The 15,539-nt window shown below is 65.5% G+C and carries 10 protein-coding genes; 4 read left to right on the top strand and 6 right to left on the bottom strand.

The genetic code is table 11. From position 1 onward, the window contains the following. Positions 1-213: 213 nt before the first annotated feature. Positions 214-1,848: an NAD(P)/FAD-dependent oxidoreductase gene (locus Q0030_RS07235; RefSeq protein ID WP_298364704.1), complete on the bottom strand. Its 1,635-nt coding sequence runs from the start codon at positions 1,846-1,848 to the stop codon at positions 214-216. 233 nt (positions 1,849-2,081) lie between these two features. On the opposite strand from Q0030_RS07235, the gene Q0030_RS07230 reads away from it, so the two are divergent. From Q0030_RS07230 to Q0030_RS07215, 4 genes are all read left to right on the top strand, one after another. Next, positions 2,082-3,305: a cytochrome P450 gene (locus Q0030_RS07230; RefSeq protein ID WP_298364702.1), complete on the top strand. Its 1,224-nt coding sequence runs from the start codon at positions 2,082-2,084 to the stop codon at positions 3,303-3,305. A 117-nt stretch (positions 3,306-3,422) separates the two neighbouring features. Then, positions 3,423-5,024, top strand: a complete 1,602-nt coding sequence (locus Q0030_RS07225) for a GMC family oxidoreductase (protein WP_298364699.1) — start codon at positions 3,423-3,425, stop codon at positions 5,022-5,024. An 18-nt stretch (positions 5,025-5,042) separates the two neighbouring features. Beyond that, the gene (locus Q0030_RS07220; protein ID WP_298364696.1) at positions 5,043-5,492 is read left to right on the top strand and encodes a hypothetical protein; all 450 of its coding nucleotides are present in this window, start codon (positions 5,043-5,045) and stop codon (positions 5,490-5,492) included. Between the two features lie 290 nt (positions 5,493-5,782). Further along, entirely contained in the window at positions 5,783-6,805 is a 1,023-nt protein-coding gene (locus Q0030_RS07215; protein WP_298364694.1) for a trypsin-like peptidase domain-containing protein, read from the top strand. A 957-nt stretch (positions 6,806-7,762) separates the two neighbouring features. Here the strand turns inward: Q0030_RS07215 and Q0030_RS07210 are convergent. From Q0030_RS07210 to Q0030_RS07190, 5 genes are all read right to left on the bottom strand, one after another. Next, positions 7,763-8,542 carry an alpha/beta hydrolase gene (locus Q0030_RS07210; RefSeq protein ID WP_298364692.1) on the bottom strand — a complete coding sequence of 260 codons (780 nt, stop codon included), beginning with the start codon at positions 8,540-8,542 and terminating at the stop codon, positions 7,763-7,765. Between the two features lie 4 nt (positions 8,543-8,546). After that, complete coding sequence (locus Q0030_RS07205; RefSeq protein WP_298364689.1) at positions 8,547-9,842, bottom strand: O-acetylhomoserine aminocarboxypropyltransferase; 1,296 nt, start codon at positions 9,840-9,842, stop codon at positions 8,547-8,549. 45 nt (positions 9,843-9,887) lie between these two features. Then, the gene (pncB, locus tag Q0030_RS07200; RefSeq protein WP_298364687.1) at positions 9,888-11,192 is read right to left on the bottom strand and encodes a nicotinate phosphoribosyltransferase; all 1,305 of its coding nucleotides are present in this window, start codon (positions 11,190-11,192) and stop codon (positions 9,888-9,890) included. 61 nt (positions 11,193-11,253) lie between these two features. Then, complete coding sequence (locus Q0030_RS07195; protein WP_298364685.1) at positions 11,254-14,796, bottom strand: molybdopterin cofactor-binding domain-containing protein; 3,543 nt, start codon at positions 14,794-14,796, stop codon at positions 11,254-11,256. After that, complete coding sequence (locus Q0030_RS07190) at positions 14,796-15,263, bottom strand: (2Fe-2S)-binding protein (RefSeq protein ID WP_298364682.1); 468 nt, start codon at positions 15,261-15,263, stop codon at positions 14,796-14,798. The genes Q0030_RS07195 and Q0030_RS07190 overlap by 1 nt, the downstream gene beginning before the upstream one ends. Positions 15,264-15,539 lie beyond the last annotated feature (276 nt).

Raw genomic sequence — 15,539 nt, 5'->3', positions numbered from 1 at the left:
CCTCTCCCCTTGTGGGAGAGGGTGGGGAGAGGAGTGGCCCCGGGTGCGGTGCGAGAGATGATGTGTTGATGTGTCAACGCTGTCATCGCCCGGCTCGACCGGGCGATCCAGTACGCCGCGGCCTCTCGATTCAAGCACGGATGTCTCTGGAATACTGGATCACCCGCATGCGCGGGTGATGACACCGAGCTGTTCGACGCGTTGAATTGCGAACTACCCCAACCTCAACTCCGCATACCCCTGCGCCGCGACCTCATCGCACCGCGCACGATAGGCCGGCGCGCTGCCGCTGTAGCGGGCGATGATGCGCCTCTGCTTGCCCTCGACGTTGCGGTTGATGCCGGTCATCCAGGAATCGACCTCGTTGGAGAGCAGGCCGACACCGAGCGCCTTGACATGATCGGTCCAGTCGGCGGTGCCTTCGGGCGTGGCGTCGAGGAAGGTCAGGCCGTTCGCTTTCGCGAAGCGGAGCAGGCCGGTGACCCAGTCGACGCTGTATTCGATGCTGCGCGGGATGTTGCCGAGCGCGGTGTGTGGGCCCATCAGCATCATCATGTTGGGGAAGCCGTCGACCATCAGCCCGAGATAGGTTTCCGGGCCGTGGGTCCACTTCTGCTTCAGCCTTGCGCCTCCGGTACCACGGAGATCGATCTTGTCGAAGCTGCCGGTGATGGCGTCGAAGCCGGTGGCGTAGATGATGATGTCGAAGGCGTAGTCCTTGTCGCTGGTGCTGATACCCTCGGGCGTGATCCGCTCGATCGGCGTCGCCTTCAGATCCACAAGCTCGACATTGTCGCGGTTGTAGACCTCGTAATAGAAGGTCTCGAGCGGCAGTCGCCGTGTGCCGAAGCCGTGATTTGTCGGGATCAGCATCTCGGCAACCCTGGGATCCTTGACGCGCTCGCGGATCTTGCGCGCAACGAAATCGCTGATCGTCGCATTCGCCTCGCGGTCGATCAGGATATCCCTAAAATTGCCCTGCCAGATGCCGAAGCCGCGCTCGCCGTAAAGTTTCTCGTAGAACGCCTCGCGCTCGGCATCGCTCACCTCGAACGCACCGCGCGGGTCGGGCGTATGCACGAAGCAGGCAAAGGTCTCCTTGCAGCGCGCAAAAATCTCGGGATAGCCGGCCTTGATCCTGGCTTGCGTCTCGGCGTCGATCTTGCCGTTGTGCAGCGGCGCCGCCCAATTGGCGGTGCGCTGGAACACGGTGAGGTGTCCGACCTCGCCAGCGATGGTCTGGATGGCCTGGATGCCGGTCGCGCCGGTGCCGATTACGGCAACGCGCTTGCCGGTGAAATCCACCTTCTCCTTCGGCCAGCGCGCGGTGTGGAACGATTGCCCCTTGAAATCGTCACGCCCCTCGATGCGCGGCAGGGTCGGCGTCGACAGCGGGCCGATCGCGGTGATCAGGAAGCGGCAGCTGTGTCGGGTGCCGTTCTCCAGCGTGATCTGCCAGCTCCGCGTGTCGTCCTGGTAAATCGCCGACGTGACGCGGCTCTCGAACTGGATGTCGCGGCGCAGATCGAACTTGTCGGCGACGTAGTTGCAGTAGCGCAGCGTCTCGGGCTGGCCGGCGAAATGCTCCGACCATTCCCATTCCTCGAGCAGCTGCTTCGAGAACGAGTAGCCGTAGGAGTAGCTTTCGGAATCGAAGCGCGCGCCGGGATAGCGATTCCAGTACCAGGTGCCGCCGACGCCGGTGCCGGCCTCGAACACGCGCGCCGAGAGGCCGAGCTCGCGCAGCCGGTAGAGCTGATACATGCCGGACAGGCCGGCGCCGATGATGATGACGTCGTAGTCCAGCGCAGCCGTCTGCGGGCTGTTGTCCTGGCGCAATGCGGCCACTCGTCGCTCCCTGATCGGTTGATTGCCGGCAAGGCTAACCGGTCTGACCGCTGCCGACAAACATCGAACAGCGGGGCAGCCATCGCGATTTGCCGGGGTGCGCCAGCCTGCGCGCATTCCGCGCGGCGGACGGTCCGTTCCGCGGCTTTACTCAGCCGCGGGATTTCCTCTATCGTCGGCCCGACAAGGACGATCGCCCGCCAAGCGGCGACGGAACCAGCGGGAGTGAAGCGATGGGAGAGGCGCTGCGCAGGCCAACGTCAACAGACGTCAGCAACCCCCGGCTTTATCAGGATGACACCTGGCGGCCGCTGTTCGCGCAGCTCCGCCGCGACGATCCGGTACATTATTGCGAGGCCTCGGCCTACGGTCCGTACTGGTCGGTGACGCGCTACGACGACATCTTTGCGGTCGAGCTGGATCACCAGAACTATTCGTCGGCCTCCGAGCTCGGCGGTATCCAGGTCGCTGACCAGCCGAAGGGGCAGGAGCGGCCAAGTTTCATCCGCATGGACCCGCCCGGCCACACCGCGCAGCGCCGCACGGTCGCGCCGATCGTGGCGCCGTCGAACCTCGCCAATTTCGATGCGCTGATCCGTAAACGCACCTCGGTCGTGCTCGACGCGCTGCCGCGCAACGAGACCTTCGACTGGGCCGAGCGGGTCTCGGTCGACCTCACCAACATGATGCTGGCGACGCTGTTCGATTTTCCCGCTGAGGACCGCGCCAAGCTGACCTGGTGGTCGGATGTCGCAATCGCCAACATCGAGTCCCCCGACGCCGTTGTGCATTCGGAGGCTGAACGCACCGCCGAGCTGATCAAGATGGGAGAATATTTCCGCAAGCTGTGGAACGCGCGGGTCGATGCGCCGCCGACCTTCGACCTGATCTCGATGCTGGCGCATTCGGAAGCGACGCGGAATCTGGAGCCGCGCGAGTTCATCGGCACGATCGGGCTTTTGATCGTCGGTGGCAACGACACCACGCGCAATTCGATGTCGGCCGGGCTGATGGCGCTGTGCGAGAATCCGGAGCAGTTCGAGCTGGTCCGCGCCCGCCGCGAGCTGATCCCGAACCTGGTGTCCGAAACCATCCGCTACCACACGCCGGTGCTGCACATGCGCCGCACCGCGCGCAACGATGTCGAGCTTGCGGGCCGCCGGATCAAAAAGGGCGAGAAGGTCGTGATGTGGTACATCTCCGGCAACCGCGACGAGGGCAAGATCGAACGGGCCGATGAATTCATCATCGAACGCGCCAAGCCGCGCCAGCATCTCGCCTTCGGCGCCGGCATCCACCGCTGCGTCGGCGACCGTCTCGCCGAGCAGCAATTGCGCATCCTCTGGGAGGAGGTTTTGGCGCGTGATCTGCGTTTTGAGCTGATGGGCCCGCCGCAAAGGCTCTATTCCAATTTTATCCGCGGTATACGAAGCTTGCCGGTGAGAATCGTGAATTGAGCCAGCCCCGGCCGTCATTGCGAGGAGCGAAGCGACGAAGCAATCCACCTCGCAACGCGGGAAGGATGGATTGCTTCGCTTCGCTCGCAATGACGGGAGAATCACCAGGAAATAAGAATGAAGAACGAACCCGTTGACGTCCTGATCATCGGCGCCGGGGCCTCCGGCGCCGCGATAGCCTGGAGCCTCGCCGATACCAAGATGCATATCCTCTGCCTCGATCAGGGCGGCTGGATGAATCCTGCCGAATATCCGAGCACCGGGCGCGACTGGGAGGCGAAATTCTATGGCGAGTGGTCATCCAGCCCGAACGTCCGCAGGCGGCCGGAAGACTACCCGATCAATGACGACAATTCGCCGATCAAGGTCGTCAATTTCAACGCCGTCGGCGGCTCGACCGTGATGTACACCGCGCACTGGCCGCGGCTGCATCCCTCCGACTTCAAGGTGAAGACGCTCGACGGCGTCGCCGACGACTGGCCGATCGATTACGACGCGCTCACGCCGTTCTTCGAGGAGAACGATCGCATGATGGGCGTCTCGGGCCTGTCCGGCGATCCGCTGTCGCCGCTCAGCCATCCGCCGATGCCGCAGCAGCCGCTCGGGCTGTCCGGCCCGTTGATCGGCAAGGCCATGAACAAGCTCGGCTGGCACTGGTGGCCGTCGGACACGACAGTTGCGACGATGGATTACGAGGGCAGGGCGCGCTGCATCAATCTCGGTCACTGCACGCCGGCGTGCGCGCAGGGCGCCAAGGCCTCGACCGACATCACCTACTGGCCGCATGCGATCCGCGCCGGGGTCGAGCTCAAGACCCATTGCCGGGTGCGCGAGATCCTGACCAACGAGCACGGCATGGCCTCCGGCGTCGTCTACTACGACAAGGACGGCGTCGAGCAATTCCAGCCTGCCGAGGTCGTCATCATCGCCTGCAACGGGGTCGGCACGCCGCGGCTGCTGCTCAATTCGGTGTCGGGGAAATATCCGAACGGCCTCGCCAATTCATCGGGCCTGGTCGGCAAGAACCTGATGTTCCACCCCTATGCGCAGGTCTACGGCTTCGTGAAGGAGCCGACCGATAGCAACCGCGCTCCGCCGACCTGCCTGTGGAGCAAGGAATTCTACGACACCGATCTGTCGCGCGGCTTCGTCCGCGGTTACGGCATCCAGTTCGGCCGCGGCGCCGGGCCGGTGTTCGAGGCGGTTGCGAGCGAGCAGAAGGGCATTCTGCCGTGGGGCAAGGATCATCACCGCGTCTTCCGCAAGCTCAATGGCCATCGCCTTGCGGTATCCGCGATCTGCGAGGATCTGCCGGAAGAGCACAACCGCGTCACGCTTGATCCCGTGCTGAAGGACAGCCACGGCATCCCGGCGCCGAAGATCGACTACACGATCAGTGCGAACAGCCGGAAGATGATGGACCATAGCCTGGCGCGCGGCCGGGAGATCCTCGAGGCCGCCGGCGCCACCGACATCTGCATCAACGATCCGATCCCATGGGGCGGATGGCATCTGCTCGGCACCGCGCGGATGGGCACCGATCCGGCGCGCTCCGTGGTCAATGAATGGGGCCGCTCGCATGACGTGAAGAACCTCTTCATCGTCGACGGCAGCATCTTCGTCACCTCGGGCGGCGTGAACCCGACCTCCACCATCCAGGCCCTTGCGCTCTACATCGCCGACCAGATGAAGCAGCGCCTCGCCAATCTGTTCGACTGAGACCGCCCAGAGACCGATATGTCCGATAGCAAACAACTGACCGCAGCCCAGCGCGCCGATCTCCGCACAGTCGCCGCGATGATCGTTCCCGAAAGCGCCGAGTACAAGGTGCCAGGGGCTGATGATGCCGTGATCCAGGCCGACATGATCGCCACGCTCGGCCGCGACACCGCGCTGGTCGCGCAGGCGCTGGATCATCTGGCGCAGCTTGCCGGCAAGCCGCTCGCCGAGCTCGACGATTCCAGGCGCGATGCGGTGGCGCTGGAGTTTCGTAGCCGTGGCGGCGCTGCTGCGGCCACGCTCGTCCGCGTCGTGCTGCAATGCTACTACCGCGACGACCGCGTGCTGCGCTCGCTCGGGCTCGAGCTGCGCGCGCCGTTCCCGAAGGGCCACGTGCTGCCGGACGGCGACTGGTCGCTGCTCGATCCGGTCAAAGCGCGCGGCGGCACGCTGCGGCGGGCACCCTAAAGCGGGATGAGTTCGGGCTGAATCGGATCCGCGGACTGGATTTACCTCTCCCCAATGGGGAGAGGTCGATTTGCGCAGCAAATCGGGTGAGGGGCCGCGGCTCCTAGGAAAGAGCGTAACCCCTCACCCGGCGCTGCGCGCCGACCTCTCCCAAGGGAGAGGTGAACTTCCGCCGCCGTGCCAGATCAACCTTGTCTCATCATGCCCTAGCCGGTCGGGCAGGCGCCGAGCGTAACCACTTGCGGCAGCGGGAACCGGTCACCATCTGAGGAGACCAAAGGACTCTCGCCATGCTGGATTTTACCTCAGATACCGCCGCTGACACGCCGTCATCGCGGGCGGCTGATGCTGCCCGGGATGATGACCGGGTTTTGCTGGATGCCTATTCCAATGCCGTGATCGACGTCACCGACCGCGTCGGCCCCGCCGTGGTCCGCGTCGAGACCGGGCCGAAGGTGCGCAATGCGCGCGAGCGCGGCGGGCTCGGCTCGGGCATCGTGATCTCGCCCGACGGCCTCGTGCTGACCAACAGCCATGTGGTCGGATCGTCGAAGGAGATCCGCCTGCGCGACACCGAAGGTTTCGTCACCGACGCCCATGTGCTCGGCGTCGACCCCGACACCGATCTCGCGCTGCTGCGGGCCGATGGCGCGCGCGATCTGCCCTATGCCTCGCTCGGCAACTCCAAGACCTTGCGGCGCGGTCAGCTCGTGGTTGCGATCGGCAATCCGCTCGGCTTTGAATCGACGGTCACCGCCGGCGTGGTGTCGGCGCTCGGCCGCTCGATCCGCTCGGTCAGCGGGCGGACCATCGAGGACGTGATCCAGACCGACGCCGCGCTCAATCCCGGAAATTCCGGCGGGCCGCTGGTGTCATCGAAGGGCGAGGTGATCGGCATCAATACGGCGATCATCAACGGCGCGCAGGGCATCTGCTTTGCGGTCGCCAGCAATACCGCGCAGTTCGTGCTGTCGGAGATCATCCGCCACGGCTATGTCCGCCGCGCCTATATCGGCGTCGCCGGACAAACCGCGCCGGTGCCGCGGCGGCATGCGGTGCTGGCCGGCGTCGAGAACAAGATGGGTGCGCTCTTGATGCAGATCGAGCCGGACAGTCCGGCCGCGCGCGCGAGCCTGTTGCCGGGCGACGTCGTGATCAAACTCGACGGCGTCGAGATCCACGGTGTCGACGATCTGATCCGCGCGCTCGATCACAGCCGGATCGACCGCACCCTGTCGATGGACGTGCTCCGCCTCGGCCGCCTGCGTGCGATCGACATCCACCCGATCGGGAGGAAGCCGGCGAAGCAGTGAGGGGCGCGCGCTAATATCAACCCCTCATGGTGAGGCGCGCGCGTTCCGCGCTCCTTAGGATGATGGGTTGAAAATCGGTGCAACATACCCGGTGTCGTCCCGGCGAAAGCCGGGACCTATAACCACAGGGTTGGATTGTTGAGAAAGGCTGTGGCCCCAGCGTTGCGTAACAATGGCTTTCAGTGGTTATGGGTCCCGGCTTTCGCCGGGACGACACTGAGTACTTGGTGCCGCTCGTGAGCCACACACCCTACCGCAACGCCGCCAGCAGTTCGTCGGAATGCGATCTGTTCGGCCTGATCGCTGTTCACCACCAGTACGGCCACCGCCACCCCTCATAGAGGTACCAAGACGACACCACCGGCGGCCCGTATGGATCGACCCGGTCGTCTTCAGGGCGATAGCGATATCGTGGAACAAGATAATAATCCCACGGAGTCGGCCTTATCACCGGCGTCGGGATAACGACCCTCGTTCGTTCATGAACGACTTGTGCCTTTCGCGTCCGGGCTTCCGCAGCGGACGTCCCGAGGTTACACAGCACCAGGGCCACTCCGAAAGCGCACACGATGGTCATAATCTTCATCTTCATGCATCGGCCTCCTAACCTGAGAGTGCAAAAGGACTCAAAGCAAGGCAAGCTAATTCGCTCTTGACTACGCTGTTGCGTAGGTGCTCGTGGTGTTCGTAGGACTTCGGAATAATAGAAGATAGCGCTGATTTGCCCGACACGTCAAGTTGCTTGTCCGTGTGCCGGCGACCGCCCTGCTACTTTGCATGGGGTTGTTTTCGATATTTTGGGTTCTCCAACGTCGCCAGCAGTAGTGGCTGCAAAGGGCACTTGGAATGCGAAAGCATCGGAGCCCGGCTGAGGGGTCTGTCTCCGCGGATAGAGACCCCTCATCCGGCGCTTCGCGCCACCTTCTCCCACAAGGGGAGAAGGGAAGAGGGACGTCGCTACTGCAGCGCCGCCAGCAGCTCGTCGGGCTGCTCGACCATCATCATGTGGCCTGCGCCTGGAAGCACTACGGTCCGCGCATTCGGCGTCGCGGCGGCGAGCGCCTTGCCGGCCTTGGCGGGGGTCATCATGTCGCGCTCGCCGAGCACGAACGTCGCGGGCACCTTGACCGCGGCCGCGGCGGTGAGCGCGTTCTGGTAGGCGTTGCAGGCGTTGAGGTCGTTGTACAGCACGCCGGGCTTCGCCTCCTGCAGCACCCGCTGCGCGCCCTGGTGCATCCAGAGGCCGGGCGCGAGGCTGCCGCCGAGCTCGGCCTTGAAGCCGAGGCCCCAGATCGAAACCATGTCGATCGCGGCGACGTCATTGGCCTCGGCGGCCTTCAACAGATCGGGACCGACCGTCATGGTCGCGGCGGTGCCGATCAGCGCCAGGCCGGAGACCTTGTCGGGATGCCGTGCCGAGGTCTCGATCGCGATCAGCGAGCCCATCGAATGGCCGATCAGCCGGGCCTTCGACGCGCCGGCCGCGGTGATCAGCGCGGCGACCCAGTCGGCCAACTCGGCGATGCTCGCAAGCGGCTTGCCGGCGGAGCGGCCGTGGCCGGGCAGATCCGGCGCCAGCACGGAATAGCCGTGATGGGCGAACCAGCGGCTGTGCAGCGCCCAGGTCGAAGAATCGAAGCCGGCGCCGTGGATCATCACCACCGCCGGCAGCGATGCATCGAACGGCTTGCCGCCGGTCGCGATGAAGGTGTCTGACCCGTTGACGGAAAGCTGCATGGCCCTAAGTCCTTTGCGAGGCGCGCAGCGCCTGGCCGAGATCGTCGATGATGTCCTGCGCGGTCTCGATGCCGACCGACAGCCGCACCAGCTCCTCGCCGATGCCGGCGGCCTTGAGCTGCTCGGCGTCCATCTGCTGGTGCGTGGTGCTGGCCGGATGGATCACCAGCGTCTTGGCGTCGCCGACATTGGCGAGATGGCTGATTAGCTTCAAGGACTCGATGAACTTCTTGCCGGCGGCGCGGCTGCCCTTGATGCCGAAGCTGACGATCGAGCCGGCGCCGCGCGGCAACAGCTTCTTCGCCAGTGCGTAGTCCGGATGCGTCTCCAGCGACGGATGCAGCACCCACTCGACCGCCTTGTTCGTGGTGAGGAAGTCGAGCACCGCATGGGTGTTGCTGACGTGGCGGTCCATGCGGACGCCGAGCGTCTCGATACCTTGCAATAGCTGGAAGGCGTTGGTCGGCGACAGGCAGGCGCCGAAATCGCGCAGGCCCTCGGTGCGTGCGCGCATGATGAAGGCGGCCTTGCCGAACTGCTCGTCGAAGACGATGCCGTGATAGCCGGCATAGGGCTCGGTGAGCTGCGGGAATTTGCCGGAGGCGCGCCAGTCGAACCGGCCGCCGTCGACGATGACGCCGCCGATCGCGATGCCATGGCCGCCCATCCATTTGGTCGCCGAGTTCATCGTGATGTCGGCGCCGAGCTCGATCGGCTGGCTCAGATAGGGCGTCGCGAAGGTGTTGTCGATCAGCAGCGGAATCTTCGCATCATGCGCGATTCTAGCCACCGCCGGGATGTCGAGCACCTCGAGGCCGGGATTGCCGATGGTCTCGCCGATCACGAGCCGGGTATTCGGCTTGATCGCGGCACGGAATTCGTCCAGCGCGCGGGGCTTCACGAAGGTCGTGGTGATGCCGAAGCGCGGCAGCGTGTGCGCCAAAATGTTGATCGTGCCGCCGTAGAGCGAGGCGGAGGCGACGATATGGTCGCCGGCATTGAGCAGCGTCGCGATCGCCAGATGCATCGCCGCCATGCCGCTGGCGGTGCAGATCGCGCCGACGCCGCATTCGAGCGCGGCGATGCGCTCTTCCAGCACGGCCGTGGTCGGATTGGAGATGCGGGTGTAGATGTGGCCGGCGCGTTCGAGGTTGAACAGCGCCGCGGCGTGATCGGCGTCCTGGAACACGTAGGACGTGGTCTGATAGATTGGAACCGCGCGCGCGCCGGTTGCGGGATCGGGGCGCTGGCCGGCGTGCAGGCTCAGGGTTTCGAAGGCAGGCGGCTTGGGTGCGGGCATGCGAAGCTCGTCAGGTCAGTCGATCGGAGTGATCGGTGCGTTGGTTTAGACGTGAACTGCGGTGCGGACACGGCCGACATTGCCGAACACGCGCAAATAGCGCTCGACCTCGGACGGGATGCCGGTCGCCTTCTCCGGATTGTCGGAGAGTTTGACGGCCGGGCGTCCGTCGACTGACGTCACCTTGCACACGATCGAGATCGGATCGAGTTCGGCGGTGCCATCGGGCGCGCAGCCGACGAAATCGTTGGTGAGGTTGGTGCCCCAGCCGAAGCTGACGCGCACGCGTCCCTTGAAGTGGTGGAACGTCTCCTCGATCGAGCCGACGTCCATCGCGTCGGAGAACACCAGCAGCTTCTCCTTGGGGTCGCGGCCCTTCTGCTTCCACCACTTGATGATCTCTTCGCCGGCGGTGATCGGCGGTGCGCTGTCGGGACGAAAGCCGGTCCAGTCGGCGACCCAGTCCGGCGCATCGCGCAGGAACGGCTTGGTGCCGAACGCATCGGGCAGCGCGATCAGGAGGTTGCCGCCATAGGCGTGGCGCCACTGGTCGAGGATGCGATAGGGCGCCCAGCGCAGCTCCTGGTCGTCGTTGGCGAGCGCGGCGGCCACCATCGGCAGCTCGTGCGCGTTGGTGCCGATCGCCTCGAGGTCGTTGTCCATCGCGAGCAGCACGTTCGACGTTCCGGTGAAGGACGGGCCGAGGCCTTCCTTCACCGCCTCGACGCACCAGCGCTGCCAGAGGAAGCCGTGGCGGCGGCGCGTGCCGAAATCGGACAACCGCAAGCCGTCCAGCTTGCGCAGCCGCTCGACCTTGGCCCACAGCTTGGCCTTGGCGCGGGCGTAAAGCACGTCGAGCGCGAAGCGGCCGTAGGTCTTGGTCGCGGCGCGCGAGCGCAGCTCGTTGAGGATCGCGAGTGCCGGGATCTCCCACATCGTGGTGTGGGTCCACGGCCCGTGGAAGTGCAGCTCATACTGGCCGTCGACCTTGTACAGCTCGTATTCGGGCAGGCGGAAGTTCGAAAGCCAGTTGATGAAATCGGGCGAGAACATCTGGGTCTTGCCGTAGAACGTGTTGCCGGCGAGCCAGATCAGTTCCTTCTTGGTGAAGCGGATGGTGCGGGCGTGGTCGAGCTGGGCGCGCAGCTCGCCCTCGTCGATGACCTCGGCAAGCCGGATATGGGTCGACCGGTTGATCACCGAAAAGGTCGTGCGCGTGTCCGGATAGCTTTCCCGGATCATCTGCTGCATCAACAGCTTGTAGAAATCGGTGTCCAGCAGGCTGCGCACGATCGGGTCGAGCCGCCAGCCGTGGTTGTAGGTCCGGGTCGCGATATCTGTCACGGTCATGCGGGAACCTTAGCCTGCCGGGCGCCGCCCGCCCAGTGGGTATCGGGCGGAACATGGCAGGTCAGCGCGCTATGGTCTGCCGTATACGGCCGACCGTGGCGGCGACATCGGTCCAGGCCGGCTTGCCCGGGGCAAATTGCTGCCGCAGGAAGGAGGCGAGCTCGGCGACCTGGCCGTCGCTCATGCTGTCCTTGAAGGCCGGCATGTAGCCCAGATCGGTCACGGCCGGCTTGGCGATGCCGTGCAGGATCACCTGGATCAGATTGTCGGGGGCGTCGCTGTGCAGATTGCTGTTCAGCGCCAGCGACGGCCGGCTACCGAACAGCGGCGGGCCGCCGACCTCGTGGCAGACGGCGCAGGCGCCCTGATAGATCCGCGCGCCCGCCGAGGCAGCGGTGGCGACGGCCGTGGCGGCTTCGAGCTTGGCAGCCAAGGCATCATGCGCGGGCCGATCGGCGGTCTCGTTGAACGAGGCGAGGTAGACCGCCATCGCGCGGATGTCCTGATCGGGCAGCGCGGCGAGCTCCTGCACGACCGGCGCCATCGGGCCCGCGGCGACACCGTGCAAGCGGGACTCGCCGCTGCGCAGATAGGCGTACAGCTCGTCCTCGCTCCAGGGGATCGGCGCCTTGGACAGCGACGTCAGCGCCGGCGCCTCCCAGCCCTCGGCGAAGCCACCGGCGAGATAGGCGCCTTGCCGCTCGGCGCCGAGCGCATTGCGCGGCGAGTGACACGCGCTGCAATGGCCGAGCCCCTCGACTAGGTAGGCGCCGCGATTCCAGATCGCCGACTTCGATGGATCGGGCTGCAATGGCTGCGGCTGGTGGAACAGCGCATTCCAACCCGCGAGCAGCGGCCGCAGGTTGAACGGAAAGGCGAGCGTGTTGGCCGGCGTCTCGGCGCGCACCGGCGTCTGCGCCATCAGATGGGCGTAGAGCGCCTGCAGGTCGGCATCACTGGTCCTGGCAAAATGCGTGTATGGGAACGCCGGATAGAGATGGCGGCCGTCGCGATGAATGCCCTCGCGCATTGCGCGCTCAAAGGCGGGGTAGGACCAGGAGCCGATGCCGCTGTCGATATCGGGCGTGATGTTGGTCGTGTAGACGGTGCCGAACGGCGTCTCGAGCGGTCGGCCGCCGGCGTTCACGATGCCATGCTCCGAGGTGTGGCAGACGGCGCAAGCGCCGAGTGCCGCAAGCTCCTTGCCGCGCGCGATCGTCGCGGCGGAATAGACCGAGGCATCCGGCCGGGCGATCGGCGCGATCGCGCGCCACGGCAGCACGGCGGCACCGATCCCGATCGCCGCGGCGCAGAGCGCCGCAATGCCGGCGAGCACGCCACCGCGCTTGGCGAAGGGATTCTGCCACCTGCTGAGGTCAGCCGGCGGAGCGGGTGAGGGAAGCGCCGCAGGCGCCACGGGCTGCTCTCCGTGCAGTCCCTTTAGAATGCGTTCCGGTGTGAACGGCGGCTCGCGAAAGCGCACGCCGGTCGCATCATAGATCGCATTGGCGATCGCGGCCGCGCTCGGCACCGAGGCGGATTCACCGACGCCGAGCGGCGGCTGATCCTGCCGCGGCAGCATCAGCACATCGATCTCGGGCAGCTCGGGGAATTTGATGATGGGATAGGCACCCCATTCCCTTGCCGTCACCGCCCCGCGCTCGAACGAGACTTCCTCCATCAGCGCGCGGCTGGTCGACTGGATCACATTGCCTTCGATCTGGTGCCGCACGCCCTCCGGATTGATCATCAACCCGGAATCCTGCCCGGCGACGACGCGGGTCACGCTGACATCGCCGGTCGTCTTGTTGACGGCGACGTCGGCGATCCAGGCTGACCATGCCGCGCCGTAGCCGGGAAACTTGCTGTGCACGTAAAGCGCATAGGCAAAGCCGCGGCCGCGCACGATATCGCCGTCTGCCTCGGGCTCTTTCCACACCGGGCGCGGCGTCCAGCCGGCGCGCTCGGCGACCGCGTTGACGAGATCGATCGCGCGCTTGTCCTTCAAATAACGCAGCCGGTACTCGATCGGATCGACCTCGGCCTCGGCGGCAAGCTCGTCGATATAGGATTCATGCGCGAACGTGTTGGGCAGCGCCGAAACGCCGCGAAGCCAGGAGGCGCGCACGATCGGCGGCATGTCGTTGGCGACGACGCGCAGATTTTCGTAGTCGTAGGGCGGGATCGCGGTGCGGTCGCCCATCTCGAACACCGCAGCTTCAGGCGCGATCCGCCCGGTAAGCAGCAGCGCCAAGGTCGGCGCGCCGTTCGAGGGATAGCGCGCAACGAAGTCGTAGCCGGCGACGCTGCCGTCGGTATTGAGCCCGCCATTGACGTCCATCAGCTGCGCGGTGCCCTTCGGCTCCCACGCATGTTCCTGCTCGCGGGTGAGCTGGACGCGCACCGGGCGGCGGACCGCACGCGACAGCAGCAGCGCGTCTGCGCTGACGTCGTCGGCGCAGTTGCGGCCGTAGCAGCCGGCGGCTTCCATCCTGATCACGTCGATCTCGGATTCCGGCCGCTGGACCAACAGCGCCAGATCGCCGCGCAGGATGTGCGGGTTCTGCGTGCCGGACCAGACCCGGATTGCTCCGTCTCCGTAGTCGGCAACCGCGCAGGACGGGCCGATCGAGCCGTGCATCTGGTAGGGCCAGACATAAGTCCGCTGCATCGGCTTGGCCGCCGCCTTGATCGCGGCATCGACGTCGCCTCTGTCGATCAGCTGGCGCGGCGTCGACGGATTGGCGCGCAGCGCTTTCTCGATGTCGGAGAGGTCGGTCAGAACAGGTCCCGGCTTCCAGCTCACCTTGAGCTGCGCGGCGGCCTTGATCGCGTTCTCCTCGCGCTCGGCGACGACGCCGACGAAGTCGCCGATCCGCACCACCGCGACGAGGCCGGGGATGTCGCGCACCGAAGCTTCATCAACCGCGATCAGGCTGGTGCCGACGAACGGTCCGGCATCGACGCCGGCGTAAGGGGGACGGACGACGCGGCCATGCAGCATCCCGGGTACGCGCACATCGTGGACGTAGACGAGTTCGCCGGTGGCCTTGGCCGGCAGGTCGACGCGCGGCACCGACTGTCCGACGACGGAATAGGCGCTGACGGCCTTGACCGCAACGTCGTCGGCAAGCTCGAGCCGGATGGTCTCATCCGCGATCAGCTCGCCATAGCTGACGCTGCGGTTGTCGTGGCCGCGGATCAGGCCGTCCTCGATCGTGAGATCATTGGCCGGCAATTCGAGTCGTTCGGCCGCGCGGGCAAGCAGGAAATGCCGCGCCTGCGCGGCGGCCTTGCGCAGGGGAACGGCGGTGATCTGGATGGTCTCGCTCGCGATCGTCGCGCCCTGGTTCGGCACCACGGCGGTGTCGCCGAGGATCACGACAACGCGGGCAAAGGAGACGTCGAGCTCTTCGGCGACGATCTGCCCGAGCGCGGTGCGGATGCCGGTGCCGAGATCGACGTGGCCGTTATAGGCATTGACCGAACCGTCTGATGTGATGGTGATGAAGGTCTCGAACGCGCCTTCCGCGCCCAGCACGGCGGGGCGAACGACTGACAGCGAGCCGCGCTTGCGTTGCTCTGAGGACCGTGCGTCCGTCATCAATCGCGCGCCTCGAGCACGTGGCCAGCGGCGCGCATCGCCGCGCGGACGATTTCGATATGCGCGCCGCAGCGGCAAAGATTGTAGCGCAGCGCTTCCAGCACCTCATGCTCGGACGGATGGGGATTGCGCGTCAGCAACGCCTTGGTGGTGATGATCATGCCGTTGAGGCAGTAGCCGCACTGCGCGGCCTGTTCGCGAATGAAGGCATCCTGTACCGGATCGGGATGCTCGCGCGTGCCGAGTCCTTCGAGTGTGACGATGTCGCGCCCGGCGCAACCCTCGATCGGAATCACGCAGGCGCGCGCGGCGACGCCGTCGATCAGCACCGCGCAGGCACCGCACTCGCCGAGCCCGCAACCATATTTCGGTCCGTTCAATTCGAGATCGTTGCGCAGCACGTAAAGCAATGCGGTGTCGGGGGCGGCGTCGACATCATGATTCCTGCCGTTCACGGTCAGGCGCATTGCCCTGGTTCTCCCCTGATGTTTGCGCTGCAGCGTCAGCGTCAAATCCGTCGATGAGGATAACGTTTGTATACAAACGTGCAAGCGGCGGCATGCCGCGCTGCAGCGAGTGCACGCTTTATGAACAGGGTGCGCAAGCGAATGGCAGCTTTTGATCGCAAAGCCCGCTTGACAGGTTTGAGACCTGCGCGCAGGATCATTCGTATACGAACGATATAGGCAGGGAGGCGGAAGCGCAGTATGATCGACCGCCGCCACAAGTCCAGGCTTGGTCAC

It is taken from the genome of uncultured Bradyrhizobium sp. (assembly GCF_947648125.1).
Classification (GTDB): Bacteria; Pseudomonadota; Alphaproteobacteria; order Rhizobiales; family Xanthobacteraceae; genus Bradyrhizobium.
Note: the sequence above shows the minus strand (reverse complement) of the source record. Positions and strands in the feature narration are given on the sequence as shown.

What these genes read in the sequence shown, in the direction of transcription:
- Q0030_RS07230 (WP_298364702.1), top strand. Translation starts at nt 2,082, where the DNA reads ATGGGAGAGGCGCTGCGCAGGCCAACGTCAACAGACGTCAGCAACCCC.
- Q0030_RS07225 (WP_298364699.1), top strand. Translation starts at nt 3,423, where the DNA reads ATGAAGAACGAACCCGTTGACGTCCTGATCATCGGCGCCGGGGCCTCC.
- Q0030_RS07220 (WP_298364696.1), top strand. Translation starts at nt 5,043, where the DNA reads ATGTCCGATAGCAAACAACTGACCGCAGCCCAGCGCGCCGATCTCCGC.
- Q0030_RS07215 (WP_298364694.1), top strand. Translation starts at nt 5,783, where the DNA reads ATGCTGGATTTTACCTCAGATACCGCCGCTGACACGCCGTCATCGCGG.
- Q0030_RS07210 (WP_298364692.1), bottom strand. Translation starts at nt 8,542, where the DNA reads ATGCAGCTTTCCGTCAACGGGTCAGACACCTTCATCGCGACCGGCGGC.
- Q0030_RS07205 (WP_298364689.1), bottom strand. Translation starts at nt 9,842, where the DNA reads ATGCCCGCACCCAAGCCGCCTGCCTTCGAAACCCTGAGCCTGCACGCC.
- pncB (WP_298364687.1), bottom strand. Translation starts at nt 11,192, where the DNA reads ATGACCGTGACAGATATCGCGACCCGGACCTACAACCACGGCTGGCGG.
- Q0030_RS07195 (WP_298364685.1), bottom strand. Translation starts at nt 14,796, where the DNA reads ATGACGGACGCACGGTCCTCAGAGCAACGCAAGCGCGGCTCGCTGTCA.
- Q0030_RS07190 (WP_298364682.1), bottom strand. Translation starts at nt 15,263, where the DNA reads ATGCGCCTGACCGTGAACGGCAGGAATCATGATGTCGACGCCGCCCCC.